The 17,994-nt window shown below is 43.0% G+C and carries 18 protein-coding genes and 1 pseudogene; 17 read left to right on the top strand and 2 right to left on the bottom strand.

Features of this window, described 5'->3' with window-relative positions; all coding sequences use genetic code 11:
• The first annotated feature begins 161 nt into the window (after positions 1-161).
• From NSQ36_RS16195 to NSQ36_RS16115, 17 genes are all read left to right on the top strand, one after another.
• On the top strand, positions 162-1,337 hold the full coding sequence (locus NSQ36_RS16195) for an ATP phosphoribosyltransferase regulatory subunit (protein WP_106029371.1): 1,176 nt from the start codon (positions 162-164) through the stop codon (positions 1,335-1,337).
• Positions 1,330-1,971: an ATP phosphoribosyltransferase gene (hisG, locus tag NSQ36_RS16190; protein WP_003213329.1), complete on the top strand. Its 642-nt coding sequence runs from the start codon at positions 1,330-1,332 to the stop codon at positions 1,969-1,971. Before NSQ36_RS16195 ends, hisG begins: the two co-directional genes overlap by 8 nt.
• The gene (gene hisD, locus NSQ36_RS16185) at positions 1,968-3,257 is read left to right on the top strand and encodes a histidinol dehydrogenase (RefSeq protein WP_339206113.1); all 1,290 of its coding nucleotides are present in this window, start codon (positions 1,968-1,970) and stop codon (positions 3,255-3,257) included. Before hisG ends, hisD begins: the two co-directional genes overlap by 4 nt.
• Positions 3,254-3,838, top strand: coding sequence for an imidazoleglycerol-phosphate dehydratase HisB (gene hisB, locus NSQ36_RS16180; RefSeq protein WP_309215988.1), 585 nt, complete (start codon positions 3,254-3,256; stop codon positions 3,836-3,838). Before hisD ends, hisB begins: the two co-directional genes overlap by 4 nt.
• On the top strand, positions 3,838-4,476 hold the full coding sequence (gene hisH / locus NSQ36_RS16175; protein WP_137054362.1) for an imidazole glycerol phosphate synthase subunit HisH: 639 nt from the start codon (positions 3,838-3,840) through the stop codon (positions 4,474-4,476). Before hisB ends, hisH begins: the two co-directional genes overlap by 1 nt.
• Positions 4,473-5,210 carry a 1-(5-phosphoribosyl)-5-[(5-phosphoribosylamino)methylideneamino]imidazole-4-carboxamide isomerase gene (hisA, locus tag NSQ36_RS16170; protein WP_339206111.1) on the top strand — a complete coding sequence of 246 codons (738 nt, stop codon included), beginning with the start codon at positions 4,473-4,475 and terminating at the stop codon, positions 5,208-5,210. The genes hisH and hisA overlap by 4 nt, the downstream gene beginning before the upstream one ends.
• Positions 5,207-5,965, top strand: coding sequence for an imidazole glycerol phosphate synthase subunit HisF (hisF, locus tag NSQ36_RS16165; protein ID WP_050944267.1), 759 nt, complete (start codon positions 5,207-5,209; stop codon positions 5,963-5,965). The genes hisA and hisF overlap by 4 nt, the downstream gene beginning before the upstream one ends.
• Positions 5,962-6,591 carry a bifunctional phosphoribosyl-AMP cyclohydrolase/phosphoribosyl-ATP diphosphatase HisIE gene (gene hisIE, locus NSQ36_RS16160; RefSeq protein WP_251190783.1) on the top strand — a complete coding sequence of 210 codons (630 nt, stop codon included), beginning with the start codon at positions 5,962-5,964 and terminating at the stop codon, positions 6,589-6,591. The genes hisF and hisIE overlap by 4 nt, the downstream gene beginning before the upstream one ends.
• Before the next feature lie 131 nt (positions 6,592-6,722).
• On the top strand, positions 6,723-8,180 hold the full coding sequence (locus NSQ36_RS16155; RefSeq protein ID WP_268459222.1) for a tetratricopeptide repeat protein: 1,458 nt from the start codon (positions 6,723-6,725) through the stop codon (positions 8,178-8,180).
• Positions 8,181-8,543: 363 nt separating this feature from the next.
• Entirely contained in the window at positions 8,544-9,929 is a 1,386-nt protein-coding gene (locus tag NSQ36_RS16150; RefSeq protein ID WP_137054366.1) for a C40 family peptidase, read from the top strand.
• A gap of 233 nt (positions 9,930-10,162) precedes the next feature.
• Positions 10,163-11,113, top strand: coding sequence for a thioredoxin-disulfide reductase (gene trxB / locus NSQ36_RS16145; protein ID WP_034620189.1), 951 nt, complete (start codon positions 10,163-10,165; stop codon positions 11,111-11,113).
• Between the two features lie 357 nt (positions 11,114-11,470).
• Positions 11,471-11,935, top strand: coding sequence for an 8-oxo-dGTP diphosphatase (locus tag NSQ36_RS16140; protein ID WP_003213484.1), 465 nt, complete (start codon positions 11,471-11,473; stop codon positions 11,933-11,935).
• A gap of 39 nt (positions 11,936-11,974) precedes the next feature.
• Entirely contained in the window at positions 11,975-12,862 is an 888-nt protein-coding gene (gene rapZ / locus NSQ36_RS16135) for an RNase adapter RapZ (protein ID WP_034620188.1), read from the top strand.
• Positions 12,863-13,822: a YvcK family protein gene (locus tag NSQ36_RS16130; RefSeq protein ID WP_012011357.1), complete on the top strand. Its 960-nt coding sequence runs from the start codon at positions 12,863-12,865 to the stop codon at positions 13,820-13,822. It begins immediately after the preceding gene.
• A 17-nt stretch (positions 13,823-13,839) separates the two neighbouring features.
• Positions 13,840-14,790, top strand: coding sequence for a DNA-binding protein WhiA (gene whiA / locus NSQ36_RS16125; RefSeq protein ID WP_003213321.1), 951 nt, complete (start codon positions 13,840-13,842; stop codon positions 14,788-14,790).
• Positions 14,791-14,816: 26 nt separating this feature from the next.
• On the top strand, positions 14,817-15,074 hold the full coding sequence (locus NSQ36_RS16120) for an HPr family phosphocarrier protein (RefSeq protein ID WP_003212821.1): 258 nt from the start codon (positions 14,817-14,819) through the stop codon (positions 15,072-15,074).
• A 39-nt stretch (positions 15,075-15,113) separates the two neighbouring features.
• Positions 15,114-15,857, top strand: a complete 744-nt coding sequence (locus NSQ36_RS16115; RefSeq protein ID WP_050944257.1) for an arylamine N-acetyltransferase — start codon at positions 15,114-15,116, stop codon at positions 15,855-15,857.
• Between the two features lie 50 nt (positions 15,858-15,907).
• On the opposite strand, the pseudogene NSQ36_RS16110 reads toward NSQ36_RS16115, so the two are convergent.
• Positions 15,908-16,246 (bottom strand): annotated as a pseudogene (locus NSQ36_RS16110) (ribonuclease); the annotation flags it as partial.
• Between the two features lie 334 nt (positions 16,247-16,580).
• Positions 16,581-17,558 carry a D-glycerate dehydrogenase gene (locus tag NSQ36_RS16105; RefSeq protein ID WP_050944255.1) on the bottom strand — a complete coding sequence of 326 codons (978 nt, stop codon included), beginning with the start codon at positions 17,556-17,558 and terminating at the stop codon, positions 16,581-16,583.
• Between the last annotated feature and the right edge of the window lie 436 nt (positions 17,559-17,994).

The raw sequence follows: 17,994 nt of genomic DNA, 5'->3' as shown, positions 1-17,994 counted from the left end.
CAGGTGTCACTTGAATGTAATAATTCCACTAATTTTTCATGAAAATAGAGAGAAAATAAAAATGATTGATTTAATCACTTTATTTTGTTAGCATATTATCATATTAGCGAACTAAAGGATTCGGAATTTTTTGTTTTAATGTGTTGGAGGTGCAGAAGAACATGTTTATGTTTGAGAAACCATATGGTATGCGGGATTCATTACCAGGATTGTATGAGACGAAGAAAAAAGTGAGACATTCCTTAACAGAGGTCATGAATGGTTGGGGTTACCGGTTGATGGAGACACCAACGCTTGAATTTTACGATACAGTCGGTGTTCAATCGGCGATTACAGATACACAGCTCTTTAAGCTTTTAGATCAGAACGGGCAAACCCTTGTACTCAGACCTGATATGACGGGACCTATTGCGAGAGTGGCAGCATCAAAGCTTCATGAACAGGCGTATCCGCTTCGCGTTGGGTATGCGGCCAATGTGTTCCGGGCACAGGAAAGAGAAGGCGGAAGGCCATCAGAATTTGAGCAGGTCGGAATTGAGTTAATTGGAGACGGTTCGATTAGTGCAGATGCTGAAGTGATCGCGCTTGTCGTATTCGCATTAAAAAATGCTGGGCTCAAATCCTTCAAAATCGCGATTGGGCATGTCGCTTTAGCAGAGACGTTATTTGTAGATGTACTGGGAAATACAGAGCGTGCCAACGTTCTTCGCCGATTTTTATATGAAAAGAATTATGTAGGGTACCGTCAGCATGTGAAGCAATTGCCACTCTCCTCCATCGATAAAACGAGGCTGTTACAGCTTTTAGAGTTAAGAGGCGGCCAGGAAGTCACAGAGCGGGCAGAGGAAATCGTCGTTTCACAAGAAGGAAAAGAGGTGCTTACGCAGTTAAAGTCGCTTTGGGAGACACTTGAAGATTACGGCTGTACAGAATATATCCGTCTAGATTTAAGCATGGTGAGTCATATGAGCTACTACACGGGTATTTTGTTTGAAGTATTTGCAGATCATGTTGGGTCAGTCATCGGAAGTGGCGGCAGATATGACCAATTGCTTGCTCATTTCGATGCACCTGCGCCAGCTACAGGATTCGGACTTCGATTAGATCGTCTGCTTGAAGCACTTGATGCAAAAGAAATCAATGAACCGCAGGAGGCAGTGATTTTTAGTAAAGAACAAAGACTGGAAGCTTTTGCTTTTGCAGAAAAGGAGCGGTCAAAAGGGAAAAAGATCGTCTTGCAAGACTTAGCAGGGATTGAAAATATTGACGCGATGACCAAGGCATTTGAGCAGGTGACTTATTTTATCGGCGCTAGAAAGGGAGAACAAAATGGGTAAAGTGTTGACGATGGCGATGCCAAAGGGCCGAATATTTGAAGAAGCCGCAGGGCTGTTAAGGCAGGCAGGATATCAACTGCCAGAGGAATTCGAGGATTCAAGAAAGTTAATCATCGATGTACCGGAAGAAAACCTCCGCTTTATTTTAGCGAAGCCAATGGATGTGACGACTTATGTAGAGCACGGTGTAGCAGATGTTGGCATTGCAGGAAAGGATGTCATGCTCGAAGAAGCTCGTGATGTGTACGAGGTGCTTGATTTAAACATCAGTAAATGCCATTTAGCGGTTGCCGGATTGCCGGGAGCTAGCTGGGGCGGTGTCGCACCGCGTGTGGCAACAAAGTACCCAAATGTTGCATCTTCCTATTTTAGAGAGCAAGGGGAGCAGGTGGAGATCATTAAGCTGAATGGTTCCATTGAATTAGCACCGCTCATCGGACTCGCCGATCGTATTGTAGACATTGTCTCTACAGGTCAAACACTCAAGGAAAACGGACTTGTTGAAACGGAGCATATTTGTGATATTACGTCACGGTTTATTGTCAATCCTGTGAGCTATCGGATGAAGGATGCGGTGATCGATGAAATGGCGCAGCGCCTTGCAAGAATCATTGAAGGGGAGGAAACATCATGAACATCACCTATATACAAGAAGGTGAGACAGAGACACTCTCGCTCAAACGGACTTTAGATACAGGCACGGAAGAGCAGCGCCTGGCTGTTCAGCGGATTATACAAGAAGTGAGGCTAAATGGTGATCAAGCGGTACAGTCTTTTACAAAGCAATTTGATGGGGTGCTGCTTGAAGATCCGCTTGTCACAGATGAGGAAATGACAAAAGCCTCCGAACGTTTGGACCCAGCCATGATTCATGTGATCCAAACGGCTATCCGTCATATTCGCACATACCATGAGCGTCAGCTGACATCCTCTTGGTTTTATCACCAGCAGGATGGCTCGATGCTCGGACAAAAGGTGACACCACTTGATGCAGTCGGTGTGTATGTCCCCGGCGGAACAGCTGCTTATCCATCATCTGTTTTGATGAATGTGATTCCCGCGCTTGTCGCTGGTGTTCAGCGAATTGTCCTTGTGACACCCCCAGGGAAAAGCGGCTACCTCTCTGACGCTGTACTCGTTGCTGCGAAGGAGCTCGGCATTACAGAGATGTATAAAATGGGCGGTGCACAGGCGATTGCGGCACTTGCCTATGGAACAGAAAGCATCCAGCCTGTTGATAAAATCACAGGTCCAGGCAACATCTATGTCGCACTGGCAAAGCGGGAAGTATTTGGTCAGGTAGACATTGATATGATTGCCGGTCCTAGTGAAATTGCGGTTCTAGCAGATGACACGGCCATAGCATATGAGGTGGCGGCCGATCTACTTTCTCAGGCAGAGCATGATGCGCTAGCATCTAGTATTTTGGTGACCCCGTCTAAGACACTTGCTGAAAATGTGCGAGCTGAGGTGCAAGCGCAGCTGGACACCTTGCCAAGAAAATCAATCGCTGCACAATCCATACAACATCATGGCCGTATATACGTGACAGATTCCATGGATCGTGCAGTAGACGTCGTCAATCAGTTAGCGCCAGAGCATTTAGAGGTGCTGACAGCATATCCAGAATCATTTCTTGGTCAAATCAAGCATGCAGGGGCGATTTTTTTAGGGCGTTATAGCCCTGAGCCGGTGGGAGATTATTTTGCAGGACCGAATCACGTGCTGCCAACCAACGGAACAGCCAGATTTTCTAGCCCGCTTGGTGTGACGGATTTTCAAAAGAAAACAAGCATTATTTCATATAGTCAAGAAGCCTTTGAGACACACAGGGATAGCATTGCGGCTTTTGCTAGGTTAGAGGGGCTCGAAGCACATGCAAGGTCGATTGAATCGAGAAAGCGGGGGGAATCGTCATGAGACAGGCGGAAACAGCGAGACAAACAAATGAAACGAATATTTCGTTATCGTTAGAGATTGATGGGGAAGGAACAGCGGATATTCAAACAGATGTCCCTTTTATGACACACATGCTCGATCTATTTACGAAGCATGGACACTTTAATTTGACCGTCGATGCGAAAGGAGATACAGATGTTGATGATCACCACACAACAGAAGATATCGGCATCGTGCTTGGGCAAATGTTTAAGGAAGCGTTAGGTGATAAAAAGGGAATCAAGCGATATGGCTCCAGTTTTGTTCCAATGGATGAAACGCTTGCTCAGGTCGTGGTCGATTTAAGCAATCGTCCTCATTTAGAAATGAGAGCGGCCTTTCCAAGTCAAAAGGTCGGTACCTTTGATACAGAGCTCGTACATGAGTTTCTTTGGAAGTTTGCGTTAGAAGCTCGTATAAATCTTCATGTAATTGTTCACTATGGAACCAATACACACCATATAATTGAAGCTATTTTTAAAGCGATGGCACGTGCTTTAGATGAAGCAACAACCATTGATCCACGTGTGAAAGGGATTCCTTCAACAAAGGGGATGCTCTAATGATCGGAGTCATTGATTACGGAATGGGAAATTTGTTCAGCGTATCAAAAGCACTGGAACGAGCAGGTGCCCGTTATATCGTCTCCTCTGATGTGGAGGAGCTCAAAAAGGCAGATGCTTATATTTTGCCTGGGGTCGGTTCGTTTCGTGATGCGATGCAGCTGTTAAAACAGACAGGGCTTGAGGCGTTTATCCACCAAGTAGTGGAGGAAGGAAAGCTGCTATTTGGCATTTGTCTTGGGATGCAGCTATTATTTGAAGAAAGTGAAGAGGCAGGGTGTACGAAAGGTTTGGGGCTGCTAAAAGGTCGTGTCGTTCTTTTAAAGGATCGTGACCAGAATGGGCAAAGGCTTAAGGTGCCTCATATGGGGTGGAATGAGCTCACATTTCATCAGCCCTCCCCATTGTTTGACGGGGTACCGGAAGGATTTGCGTACTTTGTTCACTCTTACTATGTGAGGGATATGAATCCAGAAGAACAATTAGCAAGCGCAGACTATGGCGTTCAAGTACCAGCAGTTGTTGGCAAGGGAAATGTGCTAGGCGCACAGTTTCACCCTGAAAAAAGCAGTACAACGGGCATGGCGCTGCTCAAACAATTTATTCAATTAGCAAACGAACAGAGGGTGAACAAATGAGTGAATTTACATTGTATCCAGCGATTGATATGAGAAATGGCAAATGTGTACGGCTCGTGCAAGGAGATTATGATCAAGAAACCATTTATGGAGATTCGCCGCTCGATATGGCGACGCGATTTGCAAATGAAGGAGCAAAGTGGATTCATCTCGTTGACCTAGATGGTGCGAAAGCGGGGAATCGCGTCAATCATGAGCATGTGCTGGCGATTGCTTCATCCTTAGAAGTAAATGTACAAATTGGTGGCGGCATTCGAACAGAAGAAGACGTTGCCTTTTATATAAACAATGGTGTAGCTAGAGTCATCCTTGGCAGCTCGGCTGTTTCTAACCCTGCCTTTGTGAAAAAAATGCTTGCGCAATATGGGGAGAAAATAGCGATTGGCATCGATGCGCGAAATGGCTTTGTATCGACTGAGGGGTGGCTTGAAACGTCGAAAGTGAAGGCGGAGGATCTCGGCAAAGAATTGGCAAAGGAAGGCGCGGAGGTCTTTATTTTCACAGATATTCAAATGGACGGCATGCTGGCTGGTCCCAATGTAGAAAGTACAGTTCGCTTAGCAGAAGCTACTGGCAAACAAGTCATTGCTTCAGGCGGTATCAGTTCGGTAGCCGATCTCCAAAAGCTGTCATCACAAAAACAGTCAGGCGTTTCTGGTGCAATCATTGGAAAGGCACTTTATACGGAGCGGTTTACTTTAGCTGAAGCAATTGAAGGGCTTGACCGCGTATGATGACAAAACGAATCATCCCATGTCTCGATGTGAAGGAAGGTCGTGTGGTCAAAGGGGTGCAATTTCTCGGTTTAAAGGATGCTGGTGATCCGGTAGAATTAGCGCAGATATATGATGAGGAAGGGGCGGATGAACTCGTCTTTCTTGATATTTCTGCCTCTCATGAAGGCCGGAAAACGATGGTGGATGTGGTCAAGCAAGTGGCGTCCACTCTTGCCATCCCTTTTACGGTAGGCGGCGGAATTAATCACCTTGATGACATGAAGCGCATATTAAGAGCGGGTGCAGACAAAGTATCTGTGAATACAGCGGCAGTTTTAAGACCAGAACTCATTTCAGAAGGCGCCGATTTTTTTGGTTCCCAGTGCATCGTCGTCGCAATAGATGCAAAGTACGATGAAGAGAAAAAAGCGTACATGGTTTATACACACGGAGGGCGTCGTCAAACGGATATAGAGGTTAGCGATTGGGCAAAAGAAGCCGTGCTGAGGGGGGCAGGAGAGATTTTGCTGACAAGTATGGATGCCGACGGTGAGAAAAAGGGCTTTGATCATCAATTAACAAAGCTTGTGTCAGAAGCTGTCACCGTACCTGTCATTGCTTCAGGAGGCGCTGGCAATGCTCAGCATATGCTGGAGGCATTTACAAAAGGAGAAGCGGATGCAGCTTTAGCAGCTTCCATTTTTCATTATAAAGAGACTTCAATTCAAGAGGTAAAGACATACTTGAGAGAACACGGGGTGAAGGTCAGATGAAACAGGCAAACGAATTATCCTTTAATGAGGCAGGCCTGATACCTGCGATTGTACAGGATGCTCAAAGTAAGGAAGTATTGACATTGGCGTATATGAATCAAGAATCCTATGAAAAAACACTAGAAACAGGAGAAACATGGTTTTACAGCCGGTCAAGAAACGAGCTTTGGCACAAAGGCGCCACATCTGGACATACTCAGCGAGTCACATCCATTCGATATGACTGTGACAAGGATGCTCTGCTTATTCTTGTCACACCAAGTGGACCAGCGTGCCACACTGGCAGCTATAGCTGCTTTTCGGAAGAAGGCGTGAAGCGTCAAACGGAAGAGCAGGATCGTTTTGCTATTTTAAATGAACTTGAACAGGTGATTGCGAAACGTCAGGCAGAAATGCCAGAAGGCGCTTATACAACCTATCTATTTGAAAAAGGGGTCGATAAAATCCTGAAAAAGGTAGGGGAAGAAGCGTCAGAGGTCATCATTGCGGCAAAAAACCGGGATCAAGAAGAATTGAAATGGGAAACAGCTGATCTTCTGTATCACCTGCTTGTGTTATTACGTGAACAGCAATTGCCGCTTGATGATGTATTAAAAGTATTAAAAAAACGTCATCAAAGTGAGTGAAAAGCCGGGGGCACCTCTGGCTTTTTATTTCCCAAGTGAAAAACAAATCCTTCCTTTTCTTTTGTTCTATGTGACGACTCTTGAAGTATGTTATACTACACACGGTACACTGTTCGAAATGGAGGGTATCAGTGAGTAAATACACTTCTCAAAATAATCACACACAAGTCGTCCAGCTATTCCAAGATGGGCATTACTTTTTTCATAAAGGTCTAAAAGCTTATAGAGAAAGAAATCTATCTAAAGCGAGTAAGCTCATACAGCGGGCTATCGTACTTGAGCCTGAAAATGTAGAAATGCTGTCACAGCTTGCTATTATTTATACTGAAATGGGTCATTTCCAACAATCAAATGAACTGCTTGATTTCATCCTTGAACATATTGATGAAAATATGTCTGAGTGTCACTATTTTAAAGCCAATAATTATGCGAATCTAGGACTCTTTCAAGAGGCATATAAGTCAGCGACTGCCTATGCTTCACTAGAAGAGAACGGGGAATTTGCAGATGAAAATGATGACCTTCTCGACCTGCTCGATATGAGTGACGAAGAGGACGAAGATTTTCCTTACGATCAGGATGACCTGATTGTGAAGCAGGATCAAGCAAATCACTTACTGGAAAGCGGCAGGCTTGATGAAGCCATTGAGATGCTGGAACAGATGATTGTTGAGTATCCAGAATTTTGGTCAGCGTATAATAATCTCGCATTGGCCTATTTTTATTCTGGTCAAATCCATCAGGCAAAAGAGATGCTGAACCGGGTTCTACATGAAAATCCGGGTAATCTGCATGCCCTTTGCAACCAGCTAGTCTTCTATCATTATGAAAAAGAAGAAGAGAAGGTCAATACGTTAGCAAAGCAATTAACGCACGTGTATCCAATATTAAGTGAACAGCGTTATAAGCTTGGCGCAACATTTGCCCTAGTTGGAGAATTTGAATGGGCCTTTAAATGGCTTTATTCTTTGTACAAAACAGGCTTTCAAGGAGATAGTACATTTTTATACTGGCTCGCAAGCGCAGCTTATTATACAGGTCACAAAACGCTTGCACAGACGGTTTGGGATAAGATGGTCGAAGAAGATATCGATGCAGATGAAATCAAGCCGTGGCAGGATAAACCTGAGGAGACTGAGCCAATGGTCTCCATTGAGGAGCGGCTGACGGCGTACTATGTAAGCAAACAAAAAGGGGAACGTGACGTTCTTCAATCTGTCCTTGATGCACGCGCAGCGAAAACAGCTTTTGAACAGCAATTCATTGAACTGCTCTTATACGAAGATGAAATGGAAGAACGGTCTTTTTCAGAAGATGCGGTTTTCGCAAAACAGGCGGCATCCAGCTTGGAAGAAGCTGTTCAGCCTGACAGCCATATGCCTTATTTTTGGTTATTCCATATTATTCAGCAGGCACGTGCTTCTGGCGTAGATAAGAAAAATGCGCCTGCATGGGCAGCAGCATCTTATTATTTATGGATACAGGAGCAAGAAGAATCTATGAGCAAAAAAGAGATCGCAGCCTCTTTTCAAATCAGTGTTCAAACACTGTCTAAATATGAACAAGTCATTTGTACATTAATTGATTAAATAGGTAAATAGATTTAGAAGATTGCAGCATGGCCGAAAAGGTCATGCTTTTTTCTTGGATAAAAAGGTGGGATTTGCAAGGATTTGGCGAAGTATGACAATCACGACATGTTTTTGAAACATAAATGTAATAAAAATATTAGCTCATTTTGTCGATGTCTCATGTATAATGAAAATCGTGGATTAAAACAAAGACATATATTTAGATATTTTACTATACATAATGAAACACCTAGTGATAGAAACAATCTGGTCAACATCTGACTGATCAATCAGGAAGAAAGACATAGATAGCACAGATTGGTCGCAGAGAATTTGCTGCTTTCTCATGTCGCTTGGAAATTGTCAAAGGAGGAACTATTCGTGAAAAAGTTTATTACTTTCGGTTTAGCTTCGGTCATCGGAGCGAGCAGTTTATTTATCCCATTTACTCATGAAGCAAACGCACAGAACTTTGAACAAAAGAAACAAGAGCTGGACAGCAAGCAATCTGAGGTCAACAAAAACCTTCAAAAGAAAAAAGATGAGCTTTCAAAGCTTGAAGCAAAACAAGAGGCACTTGCACTAAAGCTAAAAGAAATTGACGAGAAAGCTTTAAAAACAAGTGATCAAATCGAAGAAAAACAAAAAGAAAATGAACAAACGAAAAAAGAAATCAATGCACTGAAAAAAGACATTGCTGATACTGAAAAACGTATTGAAGATCGAAACAAATTCTTGAAAAAGCGTGTACGTGCGCTTCAAGAAAGCGGCGGTTCTACGAAATACATAGATGTATTACTAGGAGCGAAAAGCTTTAGCGATTTCATCAGCCGTGCAGGTGCAGTATCTACACTCATCAACGCAGACAGCGAAATCATTAAAGAGCAAGAAAAAGACAAAGCTGAGCTCCAAAAGTCTGAAAACGAATTAAACACAAAGCTTGAAGATGTTCAAAAGACACTTACAAAGCTTGAAACACTTCAAACAGACTTGAATAAACAGCTTGATGAAAAAGACAAGCTATTCAAGCAAGTGAAAAAGCAAAAAGGAAGTGCTTCTTCTCAAATTAGCGAGTTAAACAGTGAGGCTAACAGCATTGCATCTGAAAAAGACGCAACAATCACTGCTCAAAAACAAGCTGAAAAGGAAGCAAGAGAAGCAGCTCAAAAAGCAAAAGAAGAAAAAGTACAAAGACAACAGCAGCGTCAAGCTAGTGTTCAAGCAGAAGACAACAGCTCAACGAACGACAGCAGCTCGTCTTCAAATAACAGTAACAGTGGATCTTCAAACAACAATAATAACAACAGCAGTTCACCAAGTAAGAAGCCATCTACTGGCGGTGGATCACCTGTCAGCAGTAACGTAGGCGGAATCGAAGGTGCAATCAGCACAGGTTCTTCCATTGTTGGACAATCTCCATATAAATGGGCTGGTGGCAGATCACAAGCTGATATTGACGCACGTCGTTTTGACTGTTCTTCATTCGTTCGCTGGGCATTTGCATCAGCAGGCATCAACCTTGGACCAGTTGGCGGTACAACAACAGATACGCTTGTAGGTAAAGGAAGAGCTGTAAGTGCATCTGACATGAAACGCGGAGACCTTGTGTTCTTTGATACGTATAAAGTAAATGGACACGTTGGTATTTACTTAGGAAACGGTACATTCTTGAACGATAACAGCTCTCGCGGTGTTTCAGTTGACTCTATGAGCAATGTTTACTGGAAAAAAGCATTCAATGGCGTTGTAAGAAGAGTCGTTGAATAAATCATTACTTACTATATAACCGTAAACAGGCTTCCTTAAACAGCAGTTTAAGGAAGCTTTTTCTTTTTTTGAACATATGAGCAAATGATTCGCTTATTATCCGCAGATTTAATAGGATATGGGTAAGGAATAAAAATAAGAGTGGAATGGATGCTTTCTGTCATGAATGGAAGCATCACCCAAGGGCATTCTAATAAGAAATGCTAGCAGCAATTGAAGAGGGAGTGACAGTTGTGTCAGAAGAAAAAATCTACGATACGATCATCATTGGAGCGGGACCTGCCGGAATGACAGCCGCTGTTTATACATCTCGTGGAAATCTTTCAACATTGATGATTGAAAGAGGGATTCCAGGCGGTCAAATGGCTAATACGGAAGATGTCGAGAACTATCCTGGCTTTGAAAGCATTTTAGGGCCAGAACTTTCAAATAAAATGTTTGACCATGCGAAGAAATTCGGTGCTGAGTATGCATATGGCGATATCAAAGAAATCGTAGACGGTGAAGAGTACAAAATCGTCAAAGCCGGTTCAAAAGAATACAAAGGACGCTCTGTCATTATTGCAGCAGGTGCGGAATACAAAAAAATCGGTGCACCAGGTGAAAAAGAACTTGGTGGTCGAGGCGTCTCTTACTGTGCAGTATGTGACGGTGCTTTCTTTAAAAACAAAGAGCTCGTCGTCATTGGTGGAGGAGACTCTGCGGTAGAAGAGGGTGTGTACCTCACACGCTTTGCGTCAAAAGTAACGATCGTTCATAGACGCGACAAGCTTCGTGCCCAAAGCATTTTACAAGCACGTGCTTTTGATAATGAAAAAATCGACTTCATGTGGAACAAAACCGTTAAACAAATTAATGAAGAAAACGGTAAAGTCGGCAGTGTGACTTTGATTGATACGGTGACTGGTGAAGAAGAAGACTTTAAAACAGATGGCGCCTTTATCTATATCGGAATGCTGCCACTGTCTAAACCATTTGAAAATCTCGGCATTACAAATAAAGAAGGCTACATCGAAACAAACGAAAGAATGGAAACGAGAGTGGAAGGCATTTTCGCCGCTGGTGATATTCGTGAAAAAACACTCCGTCAAATTGTGACAGCAACAGGTGACGGAAGTATTGCCGCACAAAGCGCACAGCATTATGTAGAAGAGCTTGCTGAAAAACTTAAAGCAACGAAATAAAAGGCTGTCGTAAATCCTTAATATAGCGTCATGGGCTTTTAACTGGAATGTAACACGGGTGAAACAATTTTCCGTTATGATAAAACTAGTAATTGACCCCCTTTTATAAGGAATACATGTTTGGCACGGATGAGAATCCGTGTCCTTTTTTTTGCTTAAAATCAGAAATTCATGAGATGTTCACAAATGACGCATGGAGAACCATTGGTTGCTGTAAAATAAAGAGTAGAGAAATTGCCCGCCACTCCTTTCAGACGAAATTCGGTCTGTTTTCGGTGAAGAAGGGGCATGTTCATTGTGGACGTCAGGATGAACCTGTATAATAAGTTAAAGACATAAAAGAGTAGGTGACAGCTGATGCAACGAGTAACCAATTGTGTGCTGCATCACGAAGATCAAGTTCTCTTGCTGCAAAAGCCAAGACGAGGCTGGTGGGTAGCGCCGGGCGGAAAAATGGAAAGCGGAGAATCGGTCAAGGATTCAGTCGTGCGAGAGTATAGAGAAGAAACAGGAATTTATATTTTAAATCCACAGTTAAAAGGTGTTTTTACCTTTATCATAAAAGAAGGCGATCAAATCGTTCAAGAGTGGATGATGTTCACCTTTATGGCAGATTCATTTACTGGAAAAAACGTGACAGAGTCAGAGGAAGGCATTTTAAAGTGGCATGAAGTAAAGGATGTGCCGCATTTACCGATGGCACCAGGGGATTCCCATATTCTTGATTTCATGCTAAAGGGAAAAGGACTTCTTCACGGTACTTTTACGTATACACCTGATTTTGAATTGATTGCTTATCGGTTAGATCCTCAAGGAGACTAATACATGAACCGTTTTTATAAAGAAGGAGAGGAAGCAGGCATGAATACGCACAAACAAGAAGATATTCAGCTTGTGATTATTACAGGAATGTCAGGTGCGGGGAAAACCGTTGCCATTCAAAGCTTTGAAGATTTAGGTTACTTCTGTGTAGATAACTTGCCGCCATCACTTTTACCAAAGTTCCTAGAACTCATGAAGGAATCGAATTCGAAGATGAGTAAGGTTGCCCTTGTGATGGATTTGCGCGGACGAGAATTCTTTGACAGCTTGATTGCAGCCTTAGATGAAATGAGTGATCTTGGCTGGATCACACCAAGAATATTATTTCTAGATGCAAACGATAAGGTGCTTGTCTCAAGATACAAAGAAACGAGACGTTCGCATCCTCTTGCGACTACAGGTTTGCCGCTCGAAGGAATCGCAATGGAACGCGATCTGTTAGAAGAGTTAAAAGGTCGGGCTCAAATGATTTTTGATACATCGGATTTAAAACCAAAACAGCTTCGAGAAAAAATTGTCGCGCACTTTGCCACGACCCAAGGGCAGGTGTTTACAGTGAATGTGATGTCTTTCGGTTTTAAATACGGTCTGCCGATTGATGCTGATCTTGTATTTGATGTGAGATTTCTGCCGAATCCTTACTATATTGAGAGCATGCGTCCACAGACTGGAAACGATGAAGAAGTGCGCTCCTATGTAATGAAATGGAGCGAGACACAAAAATTCACAGAGAAATTAATTGACCTTCTCAGCTTTATGCTTCCGTCCTATAAACGAGAAGGAAAAAGCCAGCTTGTGATCGCTATTGGCTGTACAGGCGGGCAGCACCGATCAGTGACGCTAGCGAACTACTTATCGGAGTATTTTAAAAATGACTACTACACTCATGTCACTCACCGGGACATTGAAAAGAGAAGCAGAAAATAGATGACGACACTTCCAAAGGTGGTCATTCTTGGCGGGGGCACTGGCTTATCTGTTTTGCTCAGAGGGCTAAAAACAAAGCCAGTGGACATTACCGCTATTGTAACGGTTGCTGATGACGGAGGCAGCTCAGGCAGACTGCGGCATGATTTGAATATTCCGCCTCCAGGCGATATTCGAAATGTCCTTGCAGCTCTCTCTGATGTTGAACCGCTTGTAGAAGACTTATTTCAGCACCGTTTTAACAAAGGGAATGACTTAACAGGCCACTCTCTTGGCAACCTCATTCTTGCGGCCATGACAAATATAACCGGTGATTTTTTTCATGCCGTCACAGAAATGAGCAAGGTCTTAAATGTGAGAGGAAAAGTCTTGCCAGCAGCGAATTCAAGTGTTGTTCTACATGCTGAATTAGAAAATGGGCAAGTGGTAACAGGAGAATCAAAAATCCCAACATACGGTGAGCGAATTAAACGAGTGTTCCTCACACCTGATACGATTGAGCCGCTCCCAGAATCGATTCAAGTCATTCGTGAAGCCGATTTGATCGTCATTGGACCTGGCAGCTTGTATACAAGTATCTTGCCAAACTTGCTTGTACCGCATATTGGCGAAGAAGTGATTCGTTCTAAGGCGAAAAAAGTGTATATTTGCAATGTCATGACGCAGCCAGGGGAAACGCTTTCCTACAGTGCAGCTGATCATGTGCAGGCATTAAACGATCATATGGTTCGTCCATTTATTGATACCATTTTTGTAAACAATAAAGAAATTCCAGAAGAGATCAAAGCAAAATATGCAGAAGAACAGGCACAGCCTGTACAGTTCGACACAGATGTACTCAAGGCAATGGGACTGGAAGTCATCCCTGGGGAAATCATTACATACGACCAGCATGTGATTCGTCACGACACGCTGAAAGTAGCCGCGCTGCTTGTCGACCTGCTGCATAAGAAAAAATAGGAATGGGGGTGGCAAGGATGTCATTTGCATCCGAAACAAAAAAAGAGCTGACTAATCTGGACGTGAAGGACTGCTGCACAAAAGCAGAGCTTTCTGCCCTCATCCGTATGAACGGTTCATTATCTTTCTCTAATCGAAAATTAATTCTAGATATACAAACAGAGAACGCAGCCATCGCAAGACGGATTTATACGCTGCTAAAAAAGAAATATGATGTCACAGTCGAGCTGCTCGTTCGTAAGAAAATGAGATTAAAAAAGAATAATGTGTATATTGTCAGACTGGTAGAACGAGCGAAAACCATTTTAGAGGATTTGAAAATATTAGGTGAGCAATTTGTATTTGAGCGTAACATTTCAGAAGAGCTTGTAAAGAAAAGATGCTGTAAGCGCTCCTATATGAGAGGTGCTTTTTTAGCAGGCGGTTCTGTAAATAATCCAGAAACGTCTTCCTATCACCTTGAGATTTTTTCACTATATAAAGAACACAATGATGCCCTTTGTGAGCTGATGAACCAATTTCATCTCAACAGTAAAACACTTGAGCGTAAAAAAGGCTACATCACATATATGAAAGAAGCCGAAAAAATCACCGAATTCTTAAGTGTTGTAGGTGCGCATAATTCACTTCTTCGCTTTGAAGACGTTCGAATCGTCCGTGATATGCGGAATTCCGTGAACCGGCTCGTCAATTGTGAAACAGCAAACTTGAATAAAACGATTGGTGCATCCCTGCGCCAGGTCGAGAACATTCAATTCATTGATGAAAAAATTGGACTTGATGCCCTGCCAGATAAGCTGCGAGAAATTGCAAAGCTGCGAGTCGACTATCAAGAGGTCACGCTAAAGGAATTGGGAGAAATGGTGGAAAGCGGCAAGATCAGCAAATCAGGCATTAATCACCGCTTAAGAAAGCTAGATCAAATTGCAGAACAATTACGAAACGGACAAGCTGTTACACTTAAATAGGAGAATGAAAAAGGGAGGCAGATCATATGGTGGAAAAAACGGTCACCATCCAGTTGAAAACAGGCTTGCAGGCACGTCCCGCTGCTTTGTTCGTACAGGAAGCGAATCGCTTTGGGGCTGAAATTTTTCTAGAGAAGGACGGAAAAAGAGTCAATGCGAAGAGCATTATGGGTCTCATGAGCCTTGCGATCAGCTCTGGGATCACTGTCAAACTGATAGCAGATGGTGCGGATGAACAAGAAGCCATTGATGCGTTAACTGATTTTATCAATCAAGAAAACTGAGTCTCTTCACAGACTCAGTTTTTTTAGAAGGGAATGAACATGATGCAATCAGCATTTTTACAGAAGATCGGATACGAAGGACAGTCCATCACCTTTGATGACCTGCCTGCATTATTAAAAAAGATGGCCTACACCTTTCCATTTGAAAATAGATCTGTGCTGAACAAACAATCCTATGCCTTGAATCAAGAAGGATTGAAGCAGCACCTTCTTGAAGGAGGCAGAGGAGGTCTTTGTTACGATCTCAATCCTCTTTTATATTATGTGTTAAAAGAGGCAGGACTCGCTGTACAGCTCGTTCAAGGGACCGTGTATAACAAGGAAGCGGGCACATGGGCAATCGATGGCACGCACGTAGCCATGACGTTGAATCATCACAACGAACGGTATCTGATTGATGCGGGTTTTGGTGTGAATTTACCTCTTCAGCCTGTACCCTTTACTGAAGAATGGGTCGAAGGAGCGTCTATTCGGTTTCGAGTCAAAGAAGAGAAAACCGAAAAAGGTACGCATCTTGTCCAATTAGATAGAGGAGAAGGCGCTGAGACAGGCTATGCATTTACATTGGAAGAGGTGAGTGAGCCTACATTGGTCCAAATGAGAAAGCAGATTTATGAAAATGAAGCCTCTCCTTTTAACAAAAGACCGCTTGCTTCAAAGCTCACACCAACAGGACGTGTAATCGTCACCGAGGATCATGTCACCATACATGAACATGAAGAAGTGTCGAAAAAACCGCTGCCTCTGCCTTTTGAGGAATACGTGAAAACCCTGCTGCCATAAGTAGCATCAAAAAAACAGCCCTGCGTCAAATGGGGCTGTTTTTTGATTGATTATCGAATACGTGTGAATGTAGCGTAATGGTCTGTTGTTTTGTAAATGAGCCAGTCGCTTGAATACAAGAGGCGGTCAGCATTGCGGAAGCCTGAGACGTAGTTGATATCTGCCTCACGCCATGTGCGGCCGCTTGCTGAAGGAAGACGTCCCTCCCGGTTAGAGAAAACATCTCCACCGATGCTTTTGCCTGGGGCAACCTCTGCTAGATTTCCCTTTGATGCCACCCATCCAAGAGCACTTGCTTGTGATTTTGTGATGTAGTTATCAGGCAGTCGTTTGTAGCGAATCAAATAATCGGCTACACCATCAAACGTATTAATGACGGCAAGGGTATGAACATCTGATGTCAGTTGAACAGAAGCTGTTTCATTTGTGGCGGTCGGTGTAAGTGGTGTTTCGGCATAGGCTTGCTGCGGAATAAAACCAGAAAACAGAATAGCAGCGATCAGAGCAAACATAGTAAAAACCGAACTGATTTTTTTCATCTTCATCCTCCTATTAAGGAAATCGGAAGCTGTCCTCTTGATGCTTGTCTACCTCATATTATAGCACCCGAATATGAAGGAAATGTAAAGAAACAGGATCTTTGCTAAAATGAGGCTTTTTTCCTGATATCCTTCTATTGAAATAAATAAAAAGACGCAGCTCTGAATCCTGCGTCTTTTCCGATTAAGATGAAGCAAGCTCCTTCACAATATCTACAGGGGCTTTGCCATCAATTCCATGAATCACATTATGAATGGCTCGTTTCAGCATAAGATCCCGTGTTGTTTCAGTAGCGGAACCGATGTGGGGAACAAGGGTGACATTGTTCATTTCTTTGAAAGGATGATTCTCCTGAAGCGGTTCCTGTTCAAACACATCAAGACCTGCGCCTTTGATCCATCCCTCTTGAAGCGCTTGAATGAGGCTTTTTTCGTCCACTGTTTTCCCGCGGGAGATGTTTACAAATAAAGCCGTTTGCTTCATTAACTTCAATTCTCGTTCGCCAATCATATGATACGTTTCATCGGTCAGCGGTGTAATCAACACAATGATATCAGCTTGCTTTAGCAGGTCATCAAGTGTGCAATATAAAGCGCCATATGCTGATTCAGCCTTTTCATTCCGGCTGCGGTTATGATACAGAACATTCATATCAAAACCATGTGCAGCTCGTTTGGCGACTTGCTCTCCGATTCGTCCCATGCCAATAATGCCAAGCGTTTGATGATGGACATCGATGCCAAAGATATCCTCTTCCTGTACAAATTTCGTCCATTTCCCCTCACGGATCAAACGATCAAGCTCGGCAATTCTTCGCGCAGAGGAAAGAATGAGTGAAAATGCAAGGTCAGCCACAGTATGGTCGAGTGTATGAGGCGTGTGCGTACCAATTACGCCTCTTTGCCTCATCAATTCTATATCGAAATTGTCATAGCCGACAGAGTTATTGCTCACTACTTTGAGTTTTGGTGCGTGATCTAATAGCTCTTGATCGATTTTCGTCCCAGACGTTAAAAGACCATCAGCATGCTGCAGTTTTTGAAACAAAATATCTTTTGGAATGGGGTCCTTGGATTGCCACACCTCGTATGTACAATGTTCCTTTAGTATTTCCTCAAATGAAGCAGGTAATGGTTTGGCGACAAAAATGTGTGGTTTCATTGTCAACTCGCTCCTTTCACATGATCATCTTGCTCCTTTTATTATAAAGCAACCATTTCGGCTGAACACGTTTGAAGGTTATCTGCTCAATATTTAATATACTAAAATAACGGAAAAGAGAGACATTTTCTTAGTGAAAAAGGGTATTCATATGCCATCTGATGCATTTTTTACTTAGATGAAAATCAGCTAATAGGAGTTGTGACATATGAAAAAGCCGGTTTTTCTGAGAGATTATCTGACAAACTGGAAAATAGATCGAGATTTTTTGATAGAAAAATGATTATATTTGAAACATATTAAACGGGAAGGTCGTTTTCTACTAAACCATTTCATCGTCTTTTGGCGAGTAGAGAACGATAGATTGAAAGGAAGACCGCGTCCCCCTTGCGATGAAGCGTAAATGAGAGAAAATGATCACATTTCTTCTCATCGT

The organism is Bacillus sp. FSL W8-1143 (genome assembly GCF_037965155.1).
In the GTDB taxonomy this organism is placed as follows: Bacteria; Bacillota; Bacilli; order Bacillales; family Bacillaceae; genus Bacillus; species Bacillus pumilus.
Note: the sequence above shows the minus strand (reverse complement) of the source record. Positions and strands in the feature narration are given on the sequence as shown.

Coding starts and splice junctions, on each gene's coding strand:
- NSQ36_RS16195 (WP_106029371.1), top strand. CDS start 162: ATGTTTATGTTTGAGAAACCATATGGTATGCGGGATTCATTACCAGGA.
- hisG (WP_003213329.1), top strand. CDS start 1,330: ATGGGTAAAGTGTTGACGATGGCGATGCCAAAGGGCCGAATATTTGAA.
- hisD (WP_339206113.1), top strand. CDS start 1,968: ATGAACATCACCTATATACAAGAAGGTGAGACAGAGACACTCTCGCTC.
- hisB (WP_309215988.1), top strand. CDS start 3,254: ATGAGACAGGCGGAAACAGCGAGACAAACAAATGAAACGAATATTTCG.
- hisH (WP_137054362.1), top strand. CDS start 3,838: ATGATCGGAGTCATTGATTACGGAATGGGAAATTTGTTCAGCGTATCA.
- hisA (WP_339206111.1), top strand. CDS start 4,473: ATGAGTGAATTTACATTGTATCCAGCGATTGATATGAGAAATGGCAAA.
- hisF (WP_050944267.1), top strand. CDS start 5,207: ATGATGACAAAACGAATCATCCCATGTCTCGATGTGAAGGAAGGTCGT.
- hisIE (WP_251190783.1), top strand. CDS start 5,962: ATGAAACAGGCAAACGAATTATCCTTTAATGAGGCAGGCCTGATACCT.
- NSQ36_RS16140 (WP_003213484.1), top strand. CDS start 11,471: ATGCAACGAGTAACCAATTGTGTGCTGCATCACGAAGATCAAGTTCTC.
- rapZ (WP_034620188.1), top strand. CDS start 11,975: ATGAATACGCACAAACAAGAAGATATTCAGCTTGTGATTATTACAGGA.
- NSQ36_RS16130 (WP_012011357.1), top strand. CDS start 12,863: ATGACGACACTTCCAAAGGTGGTCATTCTTGGCGGGGGCACTGGCTTA.
- whiA (WP_003213321.1), top strand. CDS start 13,840: ATGTCATTTGCATCCGAAACAAAAAAAGAGCTGACTAATCTGGACGTG.
- NSQ36_RS16120 (WP_003212821.1), top strand. CDS start 14,817: ATGGTGGAAAAAACGGTCACCATCCAGTTGAAAACAGGCTTGCAGGCA.
- NSQ36_RS16115 (WP_050944257.1), top strand. CDS start 15,114: ATGATGCAATCAGCATTTTTACAGAAGATCGGATACGAAGGACAGTCC.
- NSQ36_RS16105 (WP_050944255.1), bottom strand. CDS start 17,558: ATGAAACCACACATTTTTGTCGCCAAACCATTACCTGCTTCATTTGAG.